Here is a 23984-nt window from a genome sequence, read left to right as displayed (position 1 = left end):
AAGGGATTACGCGTCTATCATTCGTCACCGGGGAGCGGGAGGAGCAGTCGATCCGGTGACGTCACAAGTGGTTCCCTCACGCCGGCAGATGCCGGCAGGTGCGGGAGCCTCGTGAACATCAGGCAGCTGAAAGCGCTGTTCACGCGTTCCACAGAATGCGCGGCGCGAAGAGACTCTGGGAGGAGCAGCATGAGTGAATTGTCCCTGGGACACCCGCAGAACGCCGTCATTGGGAAGCGCTGGCTGTCTTCCTATCCGCCGGGCGTTCCTTCCGAAATTCCCGTATCGACCAATGCCTCCCTCGTCGATCTTCTCCAAAAGAGCTGTGTGCAGTTTGCCGACCGGAAGGCCTTTTCCAGCATGGGAAAGTCGCTGACCTACCGGGAACTGGACGCTGAAACCCGAGCCGTCGCCGCCTGGCTGCAGTCCAGAGGACTGGAAAAGGGCGACCGGGTTGCCGTGATGATGCCGAACATCCTCCAAAATCCGGTTGCGGTTTATGGAATCCTGCGGGCAGGCATGGTGGTGGTCAATGTCAATCCGCTCTACACACCGCGCGAGCTGGAACATCAGCTGAAGGATTCCGGCGCAAAGGCGCTTTTTGTGCTGGAGAACTTTGCACATGTGGCGCAGCAGGCGGTGCCGAAAACCGCGGTGCGGCACGTGGTCGTCGCGGCGATGGGCGATCTTCTCGGCCTCAAGGGACATATCGTCAATCTGGTGGTCCGCAAGGTCAAGAAACTGGTGCCCGCCTATACCATCCCCGGCTCCATCAGCTTCACGGCGATGCTGAAGGAAGGTCAGGGATTTTCGCTGAAGCCGGTCAGCCTCACGGCGCAGGACGTTGCTTTCCTGCAATATACCGGGGGCACGACGGGTGTATCCAAGGGTGCGGTTCTCACGCATGCCAACCTTCTGGCCAACAAGCTTCAGATCAGCCTGTGGCTGGACGCCGCCTTCAACGGCCAGAAGGATCGCCCGGAAGTTCTCAACTTCATCTGCGCGCTGCCGCTCTGCCACATCTTCGCCTTGACGGTGAATTCGCTGATGGGCATTGCGCTTGGCGGCCACAATCTGCTGATTGCCAATCCGCGCGATATTCCCGGTTTTGTGAAAGAATTGTCGCATTATCAGCCGCATATTTTCCCCGGCATCAATACGCTTTTCAACGCGCTGATGAACAACGAGGATTTCCGCAAGCTCGATCTGTCGTCGCTCATTCTGGTTCTCGGCGGCGGCATGGCGGTGCAAAGGCCTGTCGCGGAACGCTGGCTTTCCATCGTCGGCTGCCCCATTGCGGAGGGTTACGGCCTCTCCGAGACATCGCCGGTTGCCACCGTCAACCGCCTCGATTCCACGGAGTTCAGCGGAACCATCGGCCTGCCGATCTCTTCCACCGAAATCGATATTCGCGACGAGGACGGCAACAGCCTGCCCACCGGAGAGGTCGGAGAAATCTGCATTCGTGGGCCGCAGGTGATGGCGGGTTATTGGCAGCGGCCGGACGAGACGGCAAAGGCGATGACATCAGACGGCTTCTTCCGTTCCGGCGACATGGGCTTCATGGATGAACGCGGTTATACCAAGATCGTCGACCGCAAGAAGGACATGATCCTCGTCTCCGGCTTCAACGTCTATCCGAACGAGGTGGAGGAAGTGGCCGCCAGCCATCCAGGCGTCCTGGAATGCGCCGCCATCGGCGTTCCGGACGAGCACTCCGGCGAAACCGTCAAGCTTTTTGTGGTCAAGAAGGACCAGTCGCTCACGGAAGCGGAACTCAAGGCGTTTTGCGCCAAGAACCTGACAAACTACAAGCGGCCGAAGATCATCGAGTTCCGTACCGAGCTGCCGAAATCGAATGTCGGCAAGATCCTGCGGCGCGAATTGCGCAATCTGAACTGAACGAAATCGAGCCGGGTGACCGGCTCTTTTCTTTTATCGAAGCCGCCTTGATTTGGCCGCCTGAAAAAGAATAGTTTCCTCATCCTTCCACGGAAGCCGAGGAGCACAAGATGCAGGCCACCATCGAAAAACTGAAAGCAACGGCGAGCAGCACAGCCGCAACCGATCTTCGCGCCGCCTTTGCGGCCGATGACAAGAGATTCAGCCGTTTCAGCGCCAAGTTCGATGACCTGCTGATGGATTATTCCAAGTGCGCCGTGAATGAAGAGATCGTCACGCTTCTCGAACAGCTTGCACAAGAAGGCGGCGTCGAGGCCAAGCGCGAGGAGATGTTCTCCGGCAAGGCGATCAATTTCACCGAAGACCGTGCCGTCCTGCATACCGCGTTGCGCAATCGCGCCAACACGCCGGTTCTCGTTGACGGCAAGGACGTGATGCCCGATGTGAACGCGGTTCTGTCTGCCATGGGCAAGTTTGCCGATGCCATCCGTTCCGGTTCGCTGAAGGGCGCGACCGGTAAAAAGATTACCGATGTCATCAATATCGGCATTGGCGGTTCCGACCTCGGCCCGGTCATGGCAACGCTGGCGCTGGCACCTTTCCATGACGGCCCGCGGGCGCATTTCGTCTCGAACATTGATGGCGCGCATATCGCCGATACGCTGAAGCTCATCGACCCCGAGACGTCGCTCTTCATCGTGGCGTCGAAGACCTTCACCACCATCGAGACGATGACGAACGCCGCCACGGCGCGCCGCTTCATCGCCGAAAAGCTGGGTGAAGACGCCGTCAAGCATCACTTTGCCGCGGTTTCCACAGCGCTGGACAAGGTTACCGCCTTCGGCATCGAAAGCGACCGCATCTTCGGTTTCTGGGACTGGGTTGGCGGCCGTTACTCGATCTGGTCTGCCATCGGGCTGCCGCTGATGATCGCCATCGGTCCGGATAATTTCGGCAAGTTCCTGGATGGCGCCCACGCCATGGATCGCCACTTCCGCGAGGCGCCGGTCCGTGAAAATCTGCCGATGTTGCTCGGCCTGATCGGTTTTTATCACCGCAACGTACTGAATTACCCGACGCGGGCGATCCTGCCCTATGACCAGCGGCTCTCGCGTTTCCCGGCTTATCTGCAGCAGCTGGACATGGAATCAAACGGCAAGGGTGTGACCATCGACGGCACGCCGGTCGAAGGCCAGTCCGGCCCGGTTGTCTGGGGCGAGCCCGGCACGAATGGTCAGCACGCCTTCTATCAGCTGATCCACCAGGGCACGAGCGTCATCCCGGCGGAATTCATGATCGCAGCCAACGGTTTCGAGCCCGAACTGCGCCACCAGCACCAGCTTCTCATCGCCAATTGCCTGGCGCAGTCGGAAGCGCTGATGAAGGGACGGACGCTGGCTGAGGCAAAAGCCCAGCTCACCTCCAAGGGCGTGGATGACAGACATGCGGATTTCATTGCGCCGCACCGTGTCTTCACCGGCAATCGTCCGTCCATCACCTTCGTCTACGACAAGCTGACGCCATTCGCGCTTGGCCGCCTGATCGCGCTTTACGAACATCGCGTCTTCGTCGAAGGCGTGCTGTTCCGCATCAACTCCTTCGACCAATGGGGCGTGGAGCTTGGCAAGGAACTGGCGACCGGCCTGCTTCCGGTCGTCGAAGGAAAGGAAAGCGCCGCTGGCCATGACAGCTCTACGCAGGGCCTGGTGAAGGCGCTGGCGGGTCTGGCGGGGTAAATCCAGGCACTGCAATTTACGAAAGCCGGAGGGCGACTTCCGGCTTTTTTCAATGCAGCGTTGATCGAATGTCATTTGGAGGTGCATATGTCGTTCCGGCCGGGCAGGGACTTTCTGGAGTTTCACAACCTGAGTGCGGACGCGATCTTCTCGATCATCGACCGCGCGTGCGCTCTGGCCCAGGACTGGTTACAGGGCGACGATGCCACAGACGCTCAAGGGAAAACGTGTCGGGCTGATCGTTGACGACACCGGCTGGCGCAATACCGCCGCCTTTGATCTCGGTATCCAGGCAATGGGCGGCACCTGCGTTACCGTTCCGATCAACTTTAACGGCCGAGAAGAGATTGCCGATCTGGCTGGTTATCTCGACAATTGGTTCGATCTTTTGATTATCCGCACGAAGGAACTCTCGACACTCCGGGCACTTGCAGCCGACATGCGCGCGCCTGTCATCAACGCGCGGACAAAATTCAATCATCCATGTGAAACGCTTGGTGATTTAGCCTATGTGAAAAGCCTGAGGGGCCAGAAAGCCGGCCTCAAAATCGTCGGTGTAGCACCGGACGCCAATATTTTACGCTCTTGGGTCGAAGCCTCGATTTCCCTGCCCATTCAGGTCACGCAGGTTTACCCGGATCAATGGCACGTCAGGGATGCCGCGCTCATCAATCCGAACTTCCGGGCAAGCACGGACATGGACGAGCTACTGGATGCGGATGTGGTCATTACCGATTCCTGGCCGTCCGACGCCAATCATCATCTGGCCGATTATCGCATATCCGCGTCCCATCTCGACAGGATGCGGCCTGATGTGATTTTTTTGCCCTGTCCGCCAGTCTCGCGTGGCCAAGAGGTGACCGCGGACGCAATGGCCCACCCGGCCTGTCAGAGCCGGTCGGCAAAAGCTTCTCTTCTACATGCCCAGAATGCCCTGATGGAATTTCTTCTCGCCTGAGGCGGGGCTCCAGCCTCAAATATAAAGGGCCGCCATCTTGCGCCACGCACCCGCCCGATGCGCGCGGCCTTCCCATACATGCATCTAGTGCCCCACCTGCTTGCCTGAAAGCACGCGGCTTAAGTGGTGATTGTTGTCCAGAAAGGGGTCTGCATCGCCAATGGTGAAGACCATGTCGATGCGGCGCAGGTGATCGAGCCGCCATGGGCAGTTTAACCCGGGAAGAAAGTGGCTCGGCATGTGGAAATAGACGTCATCGTCATAATAGCCGTCGAACAGATCACCGAAAGACTCCACCTCCATCGTCAGGTCATAGCGGCCGGAAAAAGCGACGAGCTTGGTGAAGAGATGCGGGTGACGGAAGACGAGGCTGGCGGCCTGAAAGGCACCGAGGCTGCAGCCCTGCACGATGGTGCTATCATGCGGATTTTTCTCCGCCATCAGCGGCAGCACTTCGCCCAGAATATAGGCCTCGAGTGCGGCGTGACGTCGGAGACGGTCGGCGGGATGGTTGTGGCCCGCGTAGAAACTTTCCCGTGCCAGACCCTCGATACAATAAAGCTGGAGGTGGCCGGCCTCCAACTTGTGGGAAAGACTTTCGACGACGCCCAACTCCTCATATTCGAAGAAGCGCCCGTCGCGTGTCGGGAACATCAGCACTTTCGCGCCGGCATGACCGAATATCAGGAGTTCCATATCGCGATGGAGCCTGTGACTATACCAGCGGAGATATTCGCGTTTCATGGCACCTTGAAAAACCGTCTGACCTTGTCCTTATGGACCGCATCTTGCGATGCGCTGTCAGGGTAATCGAAATGCCCGGCGTCGAGGATGAAGATTTCATTAAATTTTGACGGCGGCAAAGCGTTGGCCACCGCGAACTGGCAGGGCGGCGCCACGGCTGGATCAAAAAGCGCAGGCGCAATCAGCATGGGCACGCTTATGCGGGCGGCCGCGCAGGCCGCATCGAAGAGGCGCAACGTTTCAAGCACATGGGCGTGCGTCTTCGCATAGGTCTGGACGGCGTCCGCGCTGCCGAGTGTTGGCAGCGTCAGCCAGAACGGTCGGTGGCCGAAGGTCGGCACGACGAGATGGCCGCGGTCGATACGCTTATCATAAGGGATCGCAAGAGCGCCGATACCACCCCCGAAGCTGATGCCGCTATAACCCACCTGCCCCTCCAGCCAGGGATAAAGGCTGAGAAGCGTCGAGACCGCGATCCAGAGGTCATCGACACAGCCGCCGATAATATAATCGTCTTTCCGCTCGATATTATAGAGAACGTGAAGGGCCGGATCGGATGAAATCGGCGGACAGGCACTCAGCGACAGTCCACGAAAGCAGGGAAACAGCACGGCTGTCTCTTCCACCGGCACATCGAAATCAGGCTCGCCGCGCCCGCCATAACCGTGGCCGACGACCAGGCCGCGGCGGACCTGTCCTTCGCGCGGCAACAGCAGCCATCCACCGATACGGAAACCGTCGGTGGAGGTGTAGGTCAGATCGAGGACCTGCCAACGGGGATCGCTCAGCTTGCTCCGGCGCAGCACCGGGCGCGGATCAGTGGCAAGCGCGCGGCGATAGCGCTTCTCCCAGAAGTCATCGAAACCGGGTGGCGCTTCCGGGGGCGTGATGGCAAGCAACTGCTCGCGTTGCATGCCGTAGGTCGGGTCGAAATCAAAGGGATGGGCTGTTGAAACACTCATGCGACGCTTGTTTCTCGAAAAAACAGCAGACACAAGCTTGATAATACCGAAATAACGGTTTTTCACGATTTTGGCGGCGTGATGCGTGTTGAACCATCTTTTCAAAATGGTTCAACCCTAACCCATCACAAGCCGATTTCGTGCGCAAAAGGCGGATTGGCGCCAGCGCGCGAAACGGTGACTGCCGCCGCCTTTGCACCGAGCGCAAGCGCCTTTCTGATCTGCTCTTCCGTCAGTGACGCCACCTGCGCCTTGGTCAGCAGGCCCTGCATTTTCAGCGACGCAAGAATGCCGGCATCAAAGGTGTCACCCGCACCGACGGTGTCCACCACCTCCACGCGTTCAGAAGCAACTTCGACCTTCAGGCCGGTCGTATAGCCAACGGCGCCTTTCGCACCGCGGGTGACGACGACCAGCTTTGCGCCGTGGTGCAGCCAGTGGCGGGCGAGTGTATCCTCATCGCCTTCAAGACCGAACCAGGCAAGGTCCTCATCCGAGAACTTGACGATATCGGACATGGCGGCCATGCGGCGGATGCGGGCCATATGCGACTGCTTGTCCTTGATGAAGCCAGGGCGGATATTGGGATCGAGCGAGATGACACGGCTTTCATGCTCGCGCGTCATCAGCGCTTCATAGGTGCTGCCGCAGGGCTCGGGGATGAGGCTGATGGCTCCGAAATGCAGCGCTTCGCAATGGGCGCCCAGCGCCGGAAGCTCGGCTTCGGTAATCATCCGGCCGGCGGTGTTCTCGTCATAGAAGGCATAGGTCGCGTGGCCGTCGACCAGCTTTACGAAGGCGATGGTGGTGGGGCGCGAGAGGGTGGCGCAATAGCTGAAATCGACATGGCTCGCCCTCAGGGTTTCCCGCAGGATATCGCCCATCATGTCATCGGAAAGACCGGTGAAAAAGGCGGAGGGAACGCCGAGACGTCCCAGCGCAATGGCCGTGTTGAAGACCGCACCGCCTGCATAAGGGGCAAAACCCGCCTCTCCCAGCGTTGTCTGCCGGGGCAGCATGTCGATCAGGGCTTCACCACAACACAGGATCATTACGGTCCTCCTCAAAACAGCAAATCAAATGGACTTAAATCGATTTAGACGAAGATGGATCGGAAGGCCAGCCACAAGCTGGCCACCCGCATCCGAAATCAAGATTGCGGCAATTCGCTGACACCGCCGCGCTTTGCCGACCAGGGCAGCGGGTTATCGAGGAAGGCTTCAACCCCGGAGAGGGTCTTTTCATCGAACAGTTTTTCAGCCCGGGCAACGGCCAGAACATCGCGCCAGGTCGTCAGGTAATGCAGCTTAACATTGCCGTTGGCAAAGCGTGCTTCCGCCTCCTGGAAGATGCCGTAATAAAAGAGTGCGATGCCGTGATCGACGATGCCGCCCGCCGCACGGATGGCGTCGATAAAGGTAAACATCGAGCCACCTGCGGTCGTCAGATCCTCGATGACGAGAACGCGGGCACCCTCGGGCATATGTCCTTCGATCTGGGCATTGCGGCCATGGCCTTTCGGCTTCTTTCGGCAATAGATCATCGGCAGGCCGAGGCGCTCGGCAAGGAAAGCGGCGAAGGGAATGCCCGCAGTTTCGCCGCCGGCCACACAGTCAAACTTCTCGAAACCGGCCTCGCGCAGGACAGCCGCCGCCGCAAAATCCATGGCTGCGGAGCGAATGCGCGGGAAGGAGATGAGCTTGCGCATGTCGATATAGACAGGGCTCTTCATGCCTGACGCGAAGGTGTATGGGCTTTCGGAATTAAAATGGACCGCCTTGATTTCCCACAACATTTTCGCAACCAGTTCGGCAACGACGGCGCGATCGGTGAATGTGAAGTGGTTCATAGGCGTTCTCCTTTTAGGTCTTGGTTTCTCGCTCCGAAAACCCGGATCGGTGTTCGGAAAGCACGCGTCTTTGTTCGGTATTTCGTGCGCCAGCCGAGGTGCCGGCGGACCATAACAAAACCGCCGGCAGTGCCGGCGGTCATAAAATCAGTTTACATCCCAATGAAGCGGGAACATCGGATCGAATACGGTCACCGGCCCGGCGCCCGTTTCGATCTTGGCGGGGAATGACACTGGCTCGTCGCGCTTGACCAGCGTGATCGTCTCCTCATTCGGCGCCAGACCATACCAGGCCGGGCCGCTGAGCGAAGCGAAAGCTTCCAGCTTGTCGAGAGTGTTTTCGTCCTCGAAGACATGGGCAAGGCAGCTCATCGTATTGATGGACGTGTAAATGCCCGCGCAACCGCAGGCGCATTCCTTCAGCGGGTCCACGTGCGGAGCGGAATCCGTGCCAAGGAAAAAGCGCGCATCGCCAGAGGTCGCGGCAGCCCGCAGCGCAAGCCTGTGCTCCTCACGCTTGGCGACGGGCAGACAGTAATAATGTGGCTTGATGCCGCCAACCAGAATGGCGTTGCGGTTGATGATGAGATGATGCGTGGTGATCGAGCCGGCCAGATTGGCCTTGGAAGACTTGATATAGTCAACGCCATCGCGGGTGGTAATGTGCTCCATCGTCACCTTCAACTCCGGCAGGCGCTGGCGCAGCGGTTCCAGAACCGTCTCGATGAAGACCTTCTCGCGGTCAAAAATATCAACTTCCGGCGTTGTTACTTCTCCATGCACGCAGAGGGGCAGGCCGATCTTCGCCATGCGCTCCAGAACAGGCATGGCCTTGTTAAAATCGCGCACACCGCCGTGGGAATTGGTTGTGGCACCGGCGGGATAAAGCTTTACAGCGGTAATCAGGCCGCTTTTCTTGCCCTCTTCCACGTCGTCGGCCTGCGTGTCCTCGGTCAGATAGAGCGTCATCAAGGGCTCAAAGCTGTCGCCCGCGGGAATGGCCTTGACGATGCGGTCGCGATAGGCGCGGGCATCTGCGGTGGTGACAACCGGCGGCACCAGGTTCGGCATGATGATGGCGCGGGCGAAATGACGGCTCGTATCCCCGATCACCCCTTCCAGCATGGCGCCATCACGAAGATGCAGGTGCCAGTCATCAGGGCGGCGCAGGGTGAGCGACTTCATCGGGATACCTCGGAGCATGATGGAATTGCGCCCGCTTAGCATCTTTTGTCGCGGGAAAACAGCCGCCCGACATGATCAGGCAGCCGTAAATGTCATTTTTTTGAAGCGCGCTTTAGATGTTGCCCGCTTCCGGACCCCAAACGTCGGTCATGGCAAAACCATCGGCCAATGGGTCGAATGGGTCGAGGCCGACCTGATGCAGACCAAAGGTAAAGCCGCGCCCGGCAATCGTGGGAATGACAGCCGGACGGCCCGCAACTTCGGTGACGGCGGAAAGGCCGACATCGAATTCCGAACCGATGATCGAGCGGGATTTATACTCGTCGCCCACCTTCACCTTGCCGCGCGCATAAAGCGTGGCGAGATTGGCGGAATTACCGGTGCCGCAGGGCGAACGATCCGCCCGGCCCGGCCACATGGTGGTGCAGGTGCGGATGGAGCCATCGGCGTCCACATCGCGGAACATCACATAGGCCACGCCCGATATGGCGGGGATTTCGGGATGCACAACGGTCATTTCGCGGTTGACCAGGTCCTTCAGGATCATACCCGCAGAGACCAGCTTCGCGGCATTGGCTTTTTCGATCGTTAGACCAATCTGACGCACATCCACCAGCGCATAAAAAATGCCGCCATAGGAGATGTCCATCGTCACCTTGCCCCATTGGGGTGTGTCGATGCTGACATCAAGCGCATGCACGAAAGACGGCACCATGGTCAACTTGACCTTTTCGCAGCGCCCGTCGCGGCAGGTGGCCGTTGCCTTCACCAGACCGGCCGCCGTTTCCAGAATGATAACGGTTTCCGGTTCGTGCATCTCCACCATGCCGCTTTCCAGAAGCGCAGTCGTCGCGCATATGGAATTCGATCCGGAGCTGGCGTGCGCCTGGTCCGGCTGAAGGATGACGAAGGCGGCGTGCGCATCCGGATGCTTCGGCGGCAGAAGCAGATTGACCGAGCCCATGGGCGTGCCGCGCGGCTCCAGCGTCAGGAAGCGACGAAGCGCCTCTCCCTTTGGGTCGGTATTCATCCAGTGAAGCTGTTCAGCCACCGTATTGCCGGGAATTTTCGGCGCGCCGCCGGTGACGACACGGCCGATTTCGCCTTCGCAATGAACATCGAGAAGCTGGAGGGTGCGTTTCCAACGCATGGGTCTTACTCCGAAAGGGGTTGTCGACCGACCATACAGATAAAAATACAAGCTGTATACAAATCTGACGACGCTCTGTGACAAAAAGCGCTTAGCGTTCCCGCGGCCCCTAACGCATCGCAGTTTAGCGATTGCGGCATTCCGCCCGGTTTCGATTGGCAGCGGCATCGCAGTTGATCCTTGACGACTGAAGCGCCTGATCGTCCACCACGGAGCCGGCCGTATCACCCACCGATCCCACGGTATTTTCCACCGAGCGGCCAAGCCGCTCCACCTGCCTGCCGTAGTTTTCCCGCGTGCGGGGATCGAACACAGCAATTGGCGCGCTGACCACAACGCTCGCTGCTGTTCCCACCGTCTGCGCGGCACCGATGCTGACGGCGCCCAAGGCTTCGCCCAGGCCGACATCGGAATCCGTCACGGTCTGGCCCGCGATGAGGCGGTCGCCAATCAGACGCACGACCTCCGGGCTTTCGGCAAACTTGCCGTGGTTCAGGCGGTCACCCGATTGCAGCTTCGTCAAATCGAGAACCGTGATACCGGCCTTCTCCAGTTGGCTGCTGTAGGGCTCAACGGAAGGATCAATCTGGCCAAGACGGTCAACATTGCCGGAAATGCGGCGCGACAGGCTGAGCGCGCGGTCATCCTGCGAAACGAAGAGCGTGAATTTCGGTGGTGTCTTGCCGAGGCTTGCGAACTGGCGGCTGAAGACATCCACGTCGAGATCAGGTGCTGCCAGAATGACGTTGCCGATCTTCGGATCGACGCGGCCATTGCGGATAGCCATCTGCCGCAACGCCTCCACCGCAAGCCAGGTGCCCATGGAATGCGCCATGACCGTGACTTCACGGATGGATTTGTCTTTCGCCAGCCGCGTCAGCATCTCTTCCAGCGCGTCACGGGAATAGTTGGTGCTTTCCTTGTCGTAATTATAGTCGAAGATGCTGGCGCGTGACGGCCAGGTGAAGACGACGGGCACGACATCGGTTCTGGAATCATGGACGATCTGGGCAAATCGATAGACGGATTCCTCGTAGCGGTTGTTGAAACCATGCACGAAGACCAGCACGCGGCGGTCCTTTTCAATATGCCGGCCGATCCAGCTTCGCGTCTCGGCTTCGGAGCGAATGGGCTCGACCGCAACGGTAGTGAAATCCTTCAGCGGATTGGGCGGCAGCTTCTTCGGCCACTGCACCTGTCCGACCTTGCGGTTGGCGTCTGGCGGTATCGAGACGGTGACCGCGTCGACCTTCAGCCCCGTACCCCGCTCGCCGCCGAAAAGAACCGCAGGATTGTCAGACGGCGCGCGTGTCGTCGCGACAAGGAGATTCACCGGCGTCGTACCGGCCACTGTTTGTCCCGTTGGCGTCATCACTCCGATCGGCCGCCCGCCGCAACCGGCAAGCAGGGCAACAATCGCGATCATGGCGACGAAGCGAATGGGCATTACATCACTCTCCTGCAACCCTGAGGCAGCCGGGTCGCTGCCGAGAGAGAGGATTTTCTACCGGAGGCGGAACTGACGCGCCAGCAACCACAGCGAAGTGGCGGATGATTTCCATCCCGGTGTGTCCAAACGGACCCAATTTCGCGTGGGCGCGTCCGATACCTCAGGCTGGATTCCTGATCCGCCGCTATTTCTGCGGCAGCATGGTGCCCCTTTCACGCAGGGCGCCATGCCACGAAAGCGCTTCTTCCATGAGATGCGGCGTGTGCCCTCCCCGCGAGACTGCCCGCTGGAAATAGTCCGTTAGCGCATCACGATAGGCCGGATGCACGCAGTTCTCGATGATGACCGCCGCGCGTTCACGAGGCGCAAGGCCACGAAGGTCGGCAAGGCCCGTCTCGGTCACGAGGATATCGACATCATGTTCGGTGTGATCGACATGGCTGACCATGGGAACGACGCTCGATATGGCGCCGCCTTTGGCGATAGACTTGGTGACAAAGATGGACATATAGGCATTTCGGGCAAAATCCCCCGAGCCGCCGATGCCGTTCATCATATGCGTTCCCCCGACATGGGTCGAATTGACGTTTCCGTAAATATCGAATTCCAGCGCCGTGTTGATGCCGATGATACCGAGGCGACGGATAACTTCGGGATGATTGCTGACCTCCTGCGGGCGCAGAATGAGCCTGCTTTTATATTCGGCCAGACGCGGCATGACCCGCTCATTCATGGCGGAGGACAAGGTGATCGACGAACCCGACGCGAAAGTCAGCTTGCCCGCATCGAAAAGTTCGAATGTGGAGTCCTGCAGTACCTCCGAATACATTTTGAGATCGTGAAACGGCGTATCAATGAAACCGTGCATCACAGCATTGGCGATCGTGCCGATGCCGGCCTGAAGCGGCTGAAGTTCGTGGGTCATACGGCCTTGACGCACCTCGTTCAGCAAGAATTCAGTGAGGTGGCCGGCAATGGCCCTGGTTTCATCATCCGGCGGCAGCACTGTCGAGAAGCTGTCGCTCTTGTCACTCAGGACAATAGCGGCGATTTTTTCCGGCGGCACCGGAATGAAGGGCAGTCCAACACGGCTATCCGTCGCCACCACCGGGATGGGCATGCGGGTCGGACGTTTTGCGGGAATGAAGATGTCGTGCAGCCCCTCCAGCACCTCGGGCTGGGACAGGTTGATCTCGACGATCACCTTATCGGCCAGGATGGCGAAGCTCGCGGAATTGCCAACGGAGGTGGTGGGCACGATGCCACCTTCAGCCGTGATCGCCACGGCTTCAACGATGGCGATATCGACGCCGTGAATCTGACCGCCGCGCAATTGCTCGACGGTCTCGGAGAGATGCTGGTCAATGAACATGACCTTGCCGTCATTGATCGCCTTGCGCAAAGCCGGATCGGACTGGAACGGCATGCGACGCGCCAGCATGCCCGCCTCGACCATGGTCTTGTCGAGATCATTGCCCAGCGATGCCCCCGTCATCAGGGTGATTTTCATGGGATGCAGCTTGGCATGCTCCGCCAGCGCCAGCGGCACCGCCTTGGCCTCGCCGGCACGCGTGAAGCCACTCATGCCCACAGTCATGCCATCCCGAATGAGACTGGCGGCCTCTTCGGCACTGACGATCCGGTTCAAAAGGGACGCGTTGCGAATACGCTTTTCGAGCATGCACTTCTCCATGATCTGCAATCACGATGGCACGGCATTCGGCTGGCCACCTATTCGGCGACTATGGCGTGCAGTTTCATCGATGAAACTGACATAGATCAAGGGCAAGAAGGGAACCATCACTTCTGCGTATCAAATCCCGTTCAGCGACAATAAGTGACGCATCGGCGCGACAGGCTGGCAGGCCCTCACACCATGCCGGCCCTGCGATCGGCAGGAGACTTCCGTTACGCCGTGATCGGCGAGGAGTGACGAGGCCTTGTTCGCGTCATCGCAGTGAGGAAAAAGCAACTCGTCAGGGGCCTTCGCAGACAGGCGCCCGCCCAAGCACGACCTGCCCTACTTCCACATCATAGGCACGCAGGCCGAACGCGCCGAGGCTTATGACCCGGTAACAGGGATTGCCGCCCGTCCACAGGGGATCGACAACGTCGATATCGGTGATAAAGCGATGCGCGCAGGCCTGACCGGAACTATAAGCGATGCCTTCGGCCGTCGTGCCTGCCATTGGCACATGGATATGGCCAAAGATGATGTGACGCACACCGGCCGGGTGAGCGACGAGCCGGCGCATGACAGCCCCGTCATCATGCATGCCGATATGTTCAAAATGGCGGATGCCACAATCCATCGGCGGGTGGTGAATGAAAACCGTCACGGGCAACTCGCCCGCGCTTTCCAGCGTGCTCTCCAGCCATGCCAGACGATCCTCACCATACATGCCGCCTATGACATCGGCTTCATGGCTGTCCAGAAACAGCAAACGACCAAAATCGGTGTCGATAAAGGACTGGATGTAACCGTTATCGTCCCGCGGCTGTTCGGGAAAGGCGGCCACGAATTCCGGGCGGCGATCGTGATTGCCGAGCATCAGCCGCACCGGCATGGAGGCCGACGCGAGGATGCCGCGGAGCAGCTCGTAGGCTTCCGGCTCACCGTAATTGCAAAGATCGCCCGTCATGACAAGAAGATCGGCGTCGGCGTGTTTTTCAACGATATCAGCGATTGCCGCGCGCAGCTGCTTTTCCGGGTCGACGCCATTTATGGCGACGCCGGGCAGCAGAAGATGGGTATCAGTGATCTGGATAATCTTCATTTGGGGCTTCCTGCGCAAAATGGCTGCGGGAACGGATTTCCCGCAGCCTCTCGATGGTGCTGATTATTTCAGCAGGGCGTTGGTCTGCTCGACGATCTGCTTGAGACCGGCTTCCGGCGTCACCTCACCGCGCATGACGGTGCCGATGATGTCACGCTGGGTGCGCCAGATGCGGACGGAATCGCCACCGGGGTAACCGGCCCAGGGCAGAGAACGGTCAGCCTGAAGCGAAGCGGTTTTCACATTCGGGTTCTCGACGTAATAAGGAGCGAGGAAGTCCGGGCCGGTTGCCAGCTTGTTGGTCGGCAGGTAACCGGTGATGCGAACGATGGTGTTCTGCGCTTCCGGACCGGTGATCCACTTCAGGTATTTCCAGGCAGCATCCTGCTTGGCCTTGTCCTGCGTCAGGATAACGGCAGAGTTACCGCCGGTCGGAACGCCGCCCTTTTCCTTGTTGTCCAGCGGGAAGGTCGCCGTCTTCAGCTTGAAGCGGTCGCCAACCAGACCCTGGATCGTCTGAACGTGAGCGGGCGTCGAGAAGATGAAGCCGGTGAGGCCTGCGCCGAACTGCTGGCGGGACTGATCCCAGTCGAGCAGGTTCTGGCCACCTTCGGTGACGAACTGGCGGGTCATCTTCAGGGCGTTGAGGCCGATCTCGTTGTCGAAGGCAACGGTCTTGGTCTTCTCGTCAACGAGCTTGCCGCCCTGCTCGACAATGAGCGCCTGCCACAGCCAGTCATCCGGCCAGCCGTTGATGTCGTAGCTCATGCCAGCGAACTTGGGGTCGAGAGCCTTGATCTTCTTGGCAAGAGCGATGAGCTCCGCAAAGGTCGTCGGCATCTTGTCCGGGTCGCCGCCGGCCTTGGTGACGAGGTCCGAGTTGATGTAGATGATCGGCGAGGAAGCGTTGACCGGCAGACCATACTGCTTGCCGTCGATCTGGCCGAGTGCCGCCATCTTCGGGCTGTAGTTCTTGTCGAGGAAAGCCTGACCGCCTTCAGCCTGAATGAACGGGCCGAGATCGGTGATCTGGTTACGCGGTGCGAGCGTGTGCACCAGTTCCGCCGTCAGATTGTAGCCCGAGAAATAAACGTCGGGCAGATTGCCGGTGACGGCAGAGCGCAGAACCTGCTGCTGGCCTTCGTTATAACCGGCAGCCGGAGCGAGGAAGTTTATCTTCACGTCCGGGTTCTTCTTCATGAATTCATCGGCCAGCGGCTGATGGAATTTCGTGAAGCCCGGCAGGTTGTAGAGAACATTGAGCGTGATTTCGTTGGCGAAAACCGGCTGAGCGAGGCCCGCAAAAGCCATGCCAAGGGCCAGACCGCCCATCACAGCGCGTCGGTTGAGTTTCATGTCAGTCTCCAGAGAGGTTGGGAGGAGGAAGTCTGAACGGCGTCACTTGACGCCGGTCATGGTAATACCGGCGATGAAATGCCGCCGTGCCAGGAGGAAGCACAGCACCATCGGCGCGGTAATCAGTGTCGCGCCCGCCATCAGCGCGCCGTAATTTGCGCCGGATTCAACATCGGCGAAAAACATCATGCCAAGCGGCGGTGGCGCGAGATTGGTGTCAGAGATAACGATCATCGGCCAATAAAGGTCGTTCCAGTGGGCGACGAGCGAAAAGACCGAGAAGGCGGCGAGTGAAGGCAGCGAACCACGCAGCACAAGCCCCCAGCAGATCTCCATTTCAGAGAAGCCGTCCATGCGTGCCGCTTCGATGATTTCATCCGGATAGCTGCGGAAGGACTGATTGAACAGGAAGATGGCGAAGACGGAGAGAAAGAAGGGCATCATCATCGCGAAATAGGTGTTCAGCAGCTCCGTCTTTGCCAGACCGACGAAAAGCGGCAGGGCAAGGGCCTGGATGGGGACGCAGAGCGCGGCGACGACCAGGCCAAGAAGCAGCTTGCGGCCCGGGAACCGCAGTTTCGCCAGAGCGTAGGCCGCCGGCACAGATGTCAGTATCTGGACGACAAGAATACCGAAGCAGACGATGACGCCATTGAGCATGAAGCGTGCCATGGGCACTTGCCCGGCTGCGCGATTGTAATTATCGGCCGCGTCGAATTTCTCCGGGATCGGCCAGAGCGAAACGTTGAATATTTCCGCCGGCGAACGGATTGACGTCAGCACCATCCAGTAGAACGGCAGGAGCATCAGGAAAGCGCCGAGCGCCAACACAAGATGCGGAAGATATTTGCGGAGTGCGGCCATCAATAATGCACCTTCCGGTCCATATGCAGCGTCTGGCCGATCGAAAGCACCAGTACGATTGCGAGGAAGATCACCGTCAGCGCGGCGGCATAACCGGTGTTGGAATACTCAAAACCTTCGAGATAGAGATCGAACAGCAACGTCTCCGATCCGAAACGGCCCTTGGTCAGCACTGCCACCGTCTCGAACACCTTAAAGGCCGAGATGGAAGTGGTGACCACAACGAACATGGTCGTCGGTCCGAGCATCGGCCATGTCACCGTCAGGAAGCGGTCCACCGGGTTCTTCGCGCCATCGAGACGCGCCGCCTCGTGCAAATCCTTCGAAATGGCGGTGAGACCGGCAAGGAACAGCACCATGTTGAAGCCGAGTATCTGCCAGACGCCCATCAGCGCCATGGTAGGGATAAGGAGAACGGGGTTGGAGAGGAAAGCGACGGGTTCGAAGCCCATCCACTTGATCGCCGCATTCACCGGGCCGAGCGATGGATGGAGCAGGAATTGCCAAACGGTCGCCATGGCCACCAGCGTTGCGGTGACCGGAAGGAAGTAAGCTACTTCCCAGAAGGCGCGGCTGCGCTTGCGATTATAGACAAGCAAGGCTACGCCGAGCGCCAGAAACACGCCGAAGGGAATGACGATGGCAGCGTAGATGGCCGTATTCGTCAAGGCACGCAGGAAAACCGGATCCTGAAACGCCTTGACGAAATTTCCCAGTCCCACAAAGCGCGTGGACAGCGCGCCAAGCTGATAATCCGTGACGGAAAACCCGGCGAGAACGAGCATCGGCACGATATAGATTGCCAGAAGCAGCAAGCTTGCGGGTGCCGCAAAGATCAGGCCGCGCCGGATCATCCGCCGGTCGGCCTTTGAAAGCCGCGGGCGAGCGCTGGCACGCGCCGCGCGCCAGAAAAATCAACCGCCGTCATGCCGGCACCTGCTCGCGAACGGTCACCTTGCGGCGGAGACCGTCGGCGGCGAAAAGATGCGCGCGCTCCGGCACAAAACCGAGGGTCATGACGCCATTCGCATCAGCGCCAAGCGTTTCGCCGGCACCCTGTCGCAGGGTTACGGCCACCGTCTCATCACTTAAAAGACGGCAACTCACGAAGCGGTCTGCGCCATGGGTTTCGCTGCGGACCACACGCACGGCCAAACCTTCCGCGCCGGGACGCAGATCCTCTGCGCGAAGACCAAGCGTTGCGGGACCGGCGTCGCGGCCCGCGGCTTCGAGACCAAGATCCCGGGCGAAAGCCGTCACCTTGCCGCTGGCGGCGATTTCGACCGGCAGCAGATTGATGGAGGGCGTGCCGATGAAGCGCGCGACGGTGAGCGTGGCGGGCTTGCGGTAGAGTTCATCCGGCGTGCCAAGCTGCTCGATACGACCTTCAGACATCAACGCGATACGGTCGGACATCGTCATGGCTTCGATCTGGTCATGGGTGACATAGATGAAAGTCGCGCCGAGCCGCCGGTGCAGGCCTGCCAACTCTTCGCGCATGTGGGCGCGAAGCTTCGCATCAAGATTGGAGAGCGGTTCGTCCATGAGGAAGGCGGCCGGCGAACGCACCAGTGCCCGGGCAAGCGCAACACGCTGACGCTGGCCGCCGGAAAGCTGCGCCGGCTTGCGATCCAGCAGATGCGCGATCTGCAGCGTCTCGGCCGCCTGCTCGACGGCTGCTTCGATCTCTCTCACCGTTTCGGCCGGGGCCGCAAACCGCCCGATCAGCGGTAGCCGCGCGGCAAAGGGCAAACGCCGCATCCTAAGCGGCGTCGCGATGTTCTGGCGCACGCTCATATGCGGATAAAGGGCGTAGGACTGGAACACCATCGCGAGATTACGGTCGCTCGGATCGATCTCGGTCACATCCTGTCCGCCGATGGACACCGAACCGCGATCCGGCGTTTCGAGCCCTGCTATGATGCGCAGCAGCGTGGACTTGCCACAGCCCGACATGCCCACCAGGGACAAAAACTCTCCGGGGCGGATGGAAAGATCGATCTCTTTCAGAACATCGTCGGCGCCGAAGCCTTTGCCGATGCCCGAAAGTTCAAGTGATTGTGGCGTCATTCTGCGCTCCTTTTCTGAAGCGCATATGCTTATATTGTATGACAATATGACGAAGGTTTGAGGAAAGTTCGATGACACGCGAAAGCCCGGAAATCTCGGACAATCGAAAACCGCGATGAATGGGCCTTTACTCGAAACCACTAAAATTGATGGGTATTTCCGCGCTTGTCCGTGAACCGAAAATCGCTGGGGGCGCAGACTTATAATGCGGCGAGAATCACATGCGCCTGAATTTTGCCGGTAACCTCACCGCTGCCATGGCGGGCTTCAATGGCTGCGGTGACGTAATCTGTCGCAGCATCCAGTGTTCCGGGGGCCCTTGCCTCGATTTCCGTGCGCAGAACCGTTCCCTGGCAATAAGCAACCGCCGGAATATGGGGCGAATCGGCCCGACTTTGCGTCGCCACCGTTTCAATCGTCACCCAGGAAAACCCCGCATCCTCCAGTTCGCGGCGGATCGCGGCCACATCATGATAACCATGCGGGGTGCGTGCGAGGAAGCGGGGTGGATCATCGGGAAACAGGCGCGCCAACGCGTTTGTCACTTCATCTGCGAAGTGGTTTTCCCCAATGCGATCCCAGACATTGAATAAATAATGCCCGCCGGGCTTCAGCACCCGCTTTGCCTCACGATAGGCCGACGGCCGATCACCAAAAAACATTGCGCCGAACTGACAGAAGACAAGATCAAAAACAGCGCTTGCAAAAGGCAGGAGCTGGGCATCGGCCTGTTGCCATTTTATGCGGTGATCCGGTGCCTGCTGCGACGCGGCAAAGTCGAGCATAGGCTGATTGAGATCGGTCACCACATAGCTGGCGGCAGGCAATAATCGGGACGTGAATTCGCGCGTGACGGCGCCGGTTCCTGCAGCGACCTCCAGAATATCAACCGGCATCAAGGCCGCCGCCCGCCGCGCCAGATCAGTGGCGAAAGGTGCGAAAATCAACGGCACCATATAGCGGTCGTAATTTTCCGGAATCGACCCCGCAAATACCTTATCCGCTTCCAACATGGCTTTCACCCCGAGCCATCCGACGATCGGATGATTTTAACATATATTCGGGATGTGTGGAATTCGTTCGGTCCTGCCGCGTGCCAGAGGGGCCGAGGAATCTGGCGGAACGGACTTGCTCATCCAAGCCGCATACGAGGCTAGAAATATCGCGTGTTTCAATGCTTGTTTTTAAGAAAAGAAATGGCGCACCCGAAGAGATTCGAACTCCCTTGAGCGGCGCATATAACCCGACAAACGCTTGACTTGTCCCCATGCTGCGGAGGCTCTGTGTACCAATGCGGTGAATCAGTGTCAACACAGCTAACCTCCGAATTTCTTTCTGTCGATTGCAGCGAGAAATTCATCTTTGGTTTTAAACCTTCCGATGTTGCCGATGGCCTGTGATAGCGCCGCTCTGATATTCTCGAAAGCGCTATCTAGCTCCTCGACATCCGTCGTGGTCAAGCGATGATGGATGTACTGCGATCTCATCTTGTATGTCCTGCGAAAATTCTCGACGATCGCTTGTCGCTTGTCAGGCACAGAGGTGGTCAAAAAGGCTACGCGCTCGCCCACATTTTGCTGAATAGGCTCGCTCGCGTTTTTCAACATTAGCCCTTCAATCGCAGAGAATGCGAACACCAATCGGTCAGATAGTTCAGGGAATGTGGTCGCGCGAGAAAAGGCTAATATGCTTGACCGGATTGCCTTCTCAAAATCGCTAAGCTTTTCGAGATCAATTAATCCAGCTACAGCATCAAGGCCTTCCTCGACATATGCTCCGGCCTCTTCCTTACTCACACGCCAGTAGTCAACATTGTCTAGCGCAATGCCAGATGAATAATGTAGGCCACCGTCTGTGCCATCAACGATAACATGGGTTTTAGGAATGGATAGCTCACCGAGTAGTGTAACTGGCGACATAATTGTTGACGCTACAGTAGCCACACTAAAAAAACGAAGAAGTCCAATCGCATCACCAGCCCGTTGTAGGGCCGCTTTCTGTGCGTAACCAGCCTCAGCTAGCACCTCAAATTGGAGAGCCGAACAGTCCGCCATTGAAGTGCGGAGAAGACCAACAAATTTTTCAACATCTGTTGCTTTATTAGGGTTAAGCTCTAGGAGACGTGCTTGCATCATATCGAAATACCTAGGGCCCATTGGTATCACCCTAGACATTCCAAATTGAAATGCCTCCTCGACTGCCAAATGCTGAATAGGGACGGTAACGGTTCGCAATACGATGTCCTCCGCAACCTTTCGCAAAAGTAAATCACAGAAAGGCTCTTCTAATCGGACCTCAAGGCGTCCGCGCGCCCAATCCAGAAACAGGTTTTCCACGTAGTCGGTACTTACGGAATTGGAGGCCCATTTGACCTTCAAGACTGCATCGATCAGCTTTGTTAGTTTTTCAAAATCTTCTTGTGTGAGACCAAATGAATGGTTGCCTTCCCACATGAACACGAAGGCTCGGCCACCAGACACCTGAGTGACCCATGCTTTGGGGTGCCCCACAATGTCATCATCTGTGATGGTGGTTATGTTATCTGGTTGCCACCAGCCGTTGCTTGGTTGCCTTTGGGGCGAAACTTCAATTCGCCGCACCGATGAAAACACGTCCCCGGCAATGGCCTCAATGGACGCCCTAGCCGAGGGATGTAGTTCGAAGACAACAGTAGCCATGGATAGTCCAAGTAATAAGGTTTCATTATTTGGTCGCGCGAAGAAACAATGGCTTTTAGCGAAGCCCTCTCTCCGCGTTGATTAGGAACAGTATAGTTGATGCAGTCATATGTAGGACATAGCTAGCTAGATAGTCTGGAACCGCCTGCACTATAACGCCTTGCCCATGCCCACTAGTTTTATTTCTTGCTGTAGGTACGCTTGATTCCAACATTGAGCGGAGACTGCTGAAATGGTTCTGCCAGTAAGAGGGTATCAAGCCATTTTCCAGACACACGTCGATGAGCTTCTTTGCCGTATCGTTTTGATTGATTTGCCACCTACGCTTATTGCAGATGATTTTCATCGTGCTTTCAAAGGCCTTGAGTGCATCGGTCAGGCACTCCTTCGTCTTCCCCTTGCGGAAATGATCAAAAGCACTGCGGAATTCTTCGTCCGCGCCTGCGTAAATCTTATCTTGAAGAAGCAAGAGCGCGGGCCGTACTGCTTCCGCATGAACAAACTCGGAATCGATGCGGACTATCTCACTCGCAATATACTCGTACCCCACGCCTGCTCTGCGCATCCTAGCATTGATCTCAGCTAAGGCATCTTTCGCTATCGTCTCCGCGTCGCTATGTCCTCGGTAATCCGACTTGCTGGCTTGCCTTTCAATGATGCGACACAAAAGCTCGACCGCACTTAGTACCTTTTCAACGTCCTCCTCGCCTAATATGAACTCCGTAAGTTCCGCGAGATAGTTCAGTTCGTAGCGGTTGCTACGATGGGGTAGTTGAAAGAGCCCGAATTCGCGCCGTAATATTGTTACTACGATTTCATATGATTTTCTGACGTTATCTGACCCACGAGCATAGTGGTCACTATAAATTTCATAATTACCCACAACTTCATGCATGATCGTTACGATCTGTACCCTAAGCGGGTTCGGGAGTTCATCGTAAGCGTATACGTCCGGCACCTCGCCGCGTTTTTGTTTTTGCCGCTGCCAGAAAGTCTCAAAAATCACGACTTGCCTCCGTCCGAATCGAGCAAAGCTGCGTATATTAGAAAATATACGTAGCATTGAACGTGACTGCTACAAGTTGTTAGGACTCTCTTTCCACAAGCGGTCGTATACAGACCAGAAACAAAACACGTAGACGTCCTCTCAGAGATGTCTAAACGAAATGCTCACCCCGCTTCCGCAATTATCCTGTAGACCGTCGAGCGCGCGACATTGAAGCGCCGGGCCACTGCTGCTGGCTTATCGCCCACGGCGAGAGCGGCCCTTATGGCATCCCCATCAACCGTCACAGGACGCCCTTTGTATCGCCCTTCTTCTTTCGCTTTGGCGATACCCTCAAGCTGCCTCTCTTTCCTGAGGTCCGTCTCAAACTCGGCAATGGCACCCAGCATGTTGAACATAAGGCGTCCGGTAGGTGTCGTGGTATCGATGTTCTGTTCCGTTGCGATCAAGTCCACACCCTTGGCCTGTAGTTCCTGCGAGATTGCGTGTAGGTCGGACACAGAGCGGGCTAGGCGATCAAGGCGGGTCACAACCAACGCATCCCCCTTTCGAGCAAAGCGGATGGCCTCAGCGAGCTTTATGCGGCCTTCGCGGGTGGTTCCACTTGCCTTGTCGATGAAGACCTCCTCAACACCGTGGCGGGTAAGGATATCCACCTGAGCGGTTTCATTCTGGCCGGTGGAAGATACGCGGGCATAGCCGATTTTCATGAGACACCTTTTGTCCGATAAGGTCTAGATGAAATCGGAATATCGTCCGATAATCCACGTGTCAATCCATATAGGACACTTCTCCGACTGATACGACCGTCCGCAGTGGGTATACTTTATCGGACGAGAGGGGCGGCTAGCTTTTTTTCCTGTTTGCAAAAATCCTTTCCACAACAGCGGCATGTTTCTCATCGCTCATTGCATTTAGCATATGGCTCGTTATCAAGCGGTCTTGGAATGAATTTTCATATGGTAATGTTATTACGAAATTCGACTTGCTCTCTCCCAAAGCAACGTCTTTGTATCGCCATTGAACAGGGTCATCGATCTCATCTTCTATGTGAATAATCAAACCGTCCATGTAGAAGCGAAAGAAACCGACTTCCCGCTTTTCCCCTTGCTCCTCAAATTCTCTGATTTGCTTTATTGGAGTTTGGTTGTGCCAGCCGCCACGCGTTATCAGCTGAATTAGGTGAACCGGAAAATGTTCGAATGGAGTGGCATCATTGGACAAAACCAATTCTGTGAGAAGCCGCATTCGCACATCGGAGATTTTCACCGTTGAAAATCCCGGGAGATTGGTCATT

Annotated in this window: 18 protein-coding genes and 3 pseudogenes; 3 read left to right on the top strand and 18 right to left on the bottom strand. The window is 57.7% G+C overall.

Annotated elements, in window-relative coordinates; translation table 11 throughout:
- Positions 1 to 189 precede the first annotated feature (189 nt).
- From QE453_RS10985 to QE453_RS10975, 3 genes and pseudogenes are all read left to right on the top strand, one after another.
- Complete coding sequence (locus QE453_RS10985; RefSeq protein ID WP_022555554.1) at positions 190 to 1902, top strand: long-chain fatty acid--CoA ligase; 1713 nt, start codon at positions 190 to 192, stop codon at positions 1900 to 1902.
- Between the two features lie 110 nt (positions 1903 to 2012).
- Positions 2013 to 3638, top strand: coding sequence for a glucose-6-phosphate isomerase (pgi, locus tag QE453_RS10980; protein ID WP_022555553.1), 1626 nt, complete (start codon positions 2013 to 2015; stop codon positions 3636 to 3638).
- Between the two features lie 87 nt (positions 3639 to 3725).
- A pseudogene (locus QE453_RS10975) lies at positions 3726 to 4596 on the top strand (ornithine carbamoyltransferase).
- Positions 4597 to 4611: 15 nt separating this feature from the next.
- On the opposite strand, the pseudogene QE453_RS10970 reads toward QE453_RS10975, so the two are convergent.
- The 18 genes and pseudogenes from QE453_RS10970 to QE453_RS10885 form a co-directional block, all read right to left on the bottom strand.
- Positions 4612 to 5340: pseudogene (locus QE453_RS10970) on the bottom strand (esterase family protein).
- On the bottom strand, positions 5337 to 6302 hold the full coding sequence (locus tag QE453_RS10965) for an acetylxylan esterase (protein ID WP_309777066.1): 966 nt from the start codon (positions 6300 to 6302) through the stop codon (positions 5337 to 5339). The pseudogene QE453_RS10970 and the gene QE453_RS10965 overlap by 4 nt, the downstream one beginning before the upstream one ends.
- A gap of 125 nt (positions 6303 to 6427) precedes the next feature.
- Entirely contained in the window at positions 6428 to 7354 is a 927-nt protein-coding gene (locus QE453_RS10960; RefSeq protein WP_309777065.1) for a carbohydrate kinase, read from the bottom strand.
- A gap of 98 nt (positions 7355 to 7452) precedes the next feature.
- On the bottom strand, positions 7453 to 8151 hold the full coding sequence (locus tag QE453_RS10955) for an orotate phosphoribosyltransferase (protein WP_309777064.1): 699 nt from the start codon (positions 8149 to 8151) through the stop codon (positions 7453 to 7455).
- Between the two features lie 147 nt (positions 8152 to 8298).
- The gene (gene pyrC / locus QE453_RS10950; RefSeq protein WP_112766107.1) at positions 8299 to 9336 is read right to left on the bottom strand and encodes a dihydroorotase; all 1038 of its coding nucleotides are present in this window, start codon (positions 9334 to 9336) and stop codon (positions 8299 to 8301) included.
- 112 nt (positions 9337 to 9448) lie between these two features.
- Positions 9449 to 10486 (bottom strand): 4-hydroxyproline epimerase, encoded by a 1038-nt coding sequence (locus QE453_RS10945; RefSeq protein WP_112766106.1) that lies wholly within the window; start codon positions 10484 to 10486, stop codon positions 9449 to 9451.
- 124 nt (positions 10487 to 10610) lie between these two features.
- Positions 10611 to 11933: an alpha/beta hydrolase gene (locus tag QE453_RS10940; protein ID WP_004439698.1), complete on the bottom strand. Its 1323-nt coding sequence runs from the start codon at positions 11931 to 11933 to the stop codon at positions 10611 to 10613.
- A gap of 187 nt (positions 11934 to 12120) precedes the next feature.
- Positions 12121 to 13617, bottom strand: a complete 1497-nt coding sequence (locus tag QE453_RS10935) for an acetyl-CoA hydrolase/transferase family protein (RefSeq protein WP_184285203.1) — start codon at positions 13615 to 13617, stop codon at positions 12121 to 12123.
- A gap of 295 nt (positions 13618 to 13912) precedes the next feature.
- The gene (locus QE453_RS10930) at positions 13913 to 14713 is read right to left on the bottom strand and encodes a phosphodiesterase (protein ID WP_184285202.1); all 801 of its coding nucleotides are present in this window, start codon (positions 14711 to 14713) and stop codon (positions 13913 to 13915) included.
- 63 nt (positions 14714 to 14776) lie between these two features.
- On the bottom strand, positions 14777 to 16069 hold the full coding sequence (locus tag QE453_RS10925; protein ID WP_004439693.1) for an ABC transporter substrate-binding protein: 1293 nt from the start codon (positions 16067 to 16069) through the stop codon (positions 14777 to 14779).
- 42 nt (positions 16070 to 16111) lie between these two features.
- Positions 16112 to 16933: a carbohydrate ABC transporter permease gene (locus QE453_RS10920; protein WP_112766102.1), complete on the bottom strand. Its 822-nt coding sequence runs from the start codon at positions 16931 to 16933 to the stop codon at positions 16112 to 16114.
- Positions 16933 to 17861 (bottom strand): annotated as a pseudogene (locus QE453_RS10915) (carbohydrate ABC transporter permease). Before QE453_RS10915 ends, QE453_RS10920 begins: the two are co-directional and overlap by 1 nt.
- Positions 17858 to 19003 (bottom strand): ABC transporter ATP-binding protein, encoded by a 1146-nt coding sequence (locus QE453_RS10910; protein WP_162699350.1) that lies wholly within the window; start codon positions 19001 to 19003, stop codon positions 17858 to 17860. The pseudogene QE453_RS10915 and the gene QE453_RS10910 overlap by 4 nt, the downstream one beginning before the upstream one ends.
- A 200-nt stretch (positions 19004 to 19203) precedes the next feature.
- Positions 19204 to 20016 (bottom strand): class I SAM-dependent methyltransferase, encoded by an 813-nt coding sequence (locus tag QE453_RS10905; protein WP_112766101.1) that lies wholly within the window; start codon positions 20014 to 20016, stop codon positions 19204 to 19206.
- Between the two features lie 303 nt (positions 20017 to 20319).
- Complete coding sequence (locus tag QE453_RS10900; protein ID WP_309777063.1) at positions 20320 to 21681, bottom strand: HEPN domain-containing protein; 1362 nt, start codon at positions 21679 to 21681, stop codon at positions 20320 to 20322.
- Positions 21682 to 21736: 55 nt separating this feature from the next.
- Positions 21737 to 22687 carry an STM4504/CBY_0614 family protein gene (locus QE453_RS10895; RefSeq protein ID WP_309777062.1) on the bottom strand — a complete coding sequence of 317 codons (951 nt, stop codon included), beginning with the start codon at positions 22685 to 22687 and terminating at the stop codon, positions 21737 to 21739.
- A 164-nt stretch (positions 22688 to 22851) separates the two neighbouring features.
- A complete protein-coding gene (locus QE453_RS10890; RefSeq protein WP_309777061.1) occupies positions 22852 to 23397 on the bottom strand; it encodes a recombinase family protein in 546 nt (181 codons plus the stop codon).
- Positions 23398 to 23533: 136 nt separating this feature from the next.
- Entirely contained in the window at positions 23534 to 23983 is a 450-nt protein-coding gene (locus QE453_RS10885; protein WP_309777060.1) for a hypothetical protein, read from the bottom strand.
- Position 23984: the final 1 nt, after the last annotated feature.

The sequence above is a fragment of the Agrobacterium sp. SORGH_AS_0440 genome (genome assembly GCF_031453135.1).
In the GTDB taxonomy this organism is placed as follows: domain Bacteria; phylum Pseudomonadota; class Alphaproteobacteria; order Rhizobiales; family Rhizobiaceae; genus Agrobacterium; species Agrobacterium pusense.
The sequence above is the reverse complement of the archived record's forward strand: the minus strand, read 5'-3'. Positions and strand labels throughout refer to the sequence as shown.

Bases quoted from the DNA above. Each gene is read 5' to 3' on its own strand.
- QE453_RS10985 (WP_022555554.1), top strand. From the start codon at position 190: ATGAGTGAATTGTCCCTGGGACACCCGCAGAACGCCGTCATTGGGAAG.
- pgi (WP_022555553.1), top strand. From the start codon at position 2,013: ATGCAGGCCACCATCGAAAAACTGAAAGCAACGGCGAGCAGCACAGCC.
- QE453_RS10965 (WP_309777066.1), bottom strand. From the start codon at position 6,302: ATGAGTGTTTCAACAGCCCATCCCTTTGATTTCGACCCGACCTACGGC.
- QE453_RS10960 (WP_309777065.1), bottom strand. From the start codon at position 7,354: ATGATCCTGTGTTGTGGTGAAGCCCTGATCGACATGCTGCCCCGGCAG.
- QE453_RS10955 (WP_309777064.1), bottom strand. From the start codon at position 8,151: ATGAACCACTTCACATTCACCGATCGCGCCGTCGTTGCCGAACTGGTT.
- pyrC (WP_112766107.1), bottom strand. From the start codon at position 9,336: ATGAAGTCGCTCACCCTGCGCCGCCCTGATGACTGGCACCTGCATCTT.
- QE453_RS10945 (WP_112766106.1), bottom strand. From the start codon at position 10,486: ATGCGTTGGAAACGCACCCTCCAGCTTCTCGATGTTCATTGCGAAGGC.
- QE453_RS10940 (WP_004439698.1), bottom strand. From the start codon at position 11,933: ATGCCCATTCGCTTCGTCGCCATGATCGCGATTGTTGCCCTGCTTGCC.
- QE453_RS10935 (WP_184285203.1), bottom strand. From the start codon at position 13,617: ATGCTCGAAAAGCGTATTCGCAACGCGTCCCTTTTGAACCGGATCGTC.
- QE453_RS10930 (WP_184285202.1), bottom strand. From the start codon at position 14,713: ATGAAGATTATCCAGATCACTGATACCCATCTTCTGCTGCCCGGCGTC.
- QE453_RS10925 (WP_004439693.1), bottom strand. From the start codon at position 16,069: ATGAAACTCAACCGACGCGCTGTGATGGGCGGTCTGGCCCTTGGCATG.
- QE453_RS10920 (WP_112766102.1), bottom strand. From the start codon at position 16,933: ATGGCCGCACTCCGCAAATATCTTCCGCATCTTGTGTTGGCGCTCGGC.
- QE453_RS10910 (WP_162699350.1), bottom strand. From the start codon at position 19,003: ATGACGCCACAATCACTTGAACTTTCGGGCATCGGCAAAGGCTTCGGC.
- QE453_RS10905 (WP_112766101.1), bottom strand. From the start codon at position 20,016: ATGTTGGAAGCGGATAAGGTATTTGCGGGGTCGATTCCGGAAAATTAC.
- QE453_RS10900 (WP_309777063.1), bottom strand. From the start codon at position 21,681: ATGGCTACTGTTGTCTTCGAACTACATCCCTCGGCTAGGGCGTCCATT.
- QE453_RS10890 (WP_309777061.1), bottom strand. From the start codon at position 23,397: ATGAAAATCGGCTATGCCCGCGTATCTTCCACCGGCCAGAATGAAACC.
- QE453_RS10885 (WP_309777060.1), bottom strand. From the start codon at position 23,983: ATGACCAATCTCCCGGGATTTTCAACGGTGAAAATCTCCGATGTGCGA.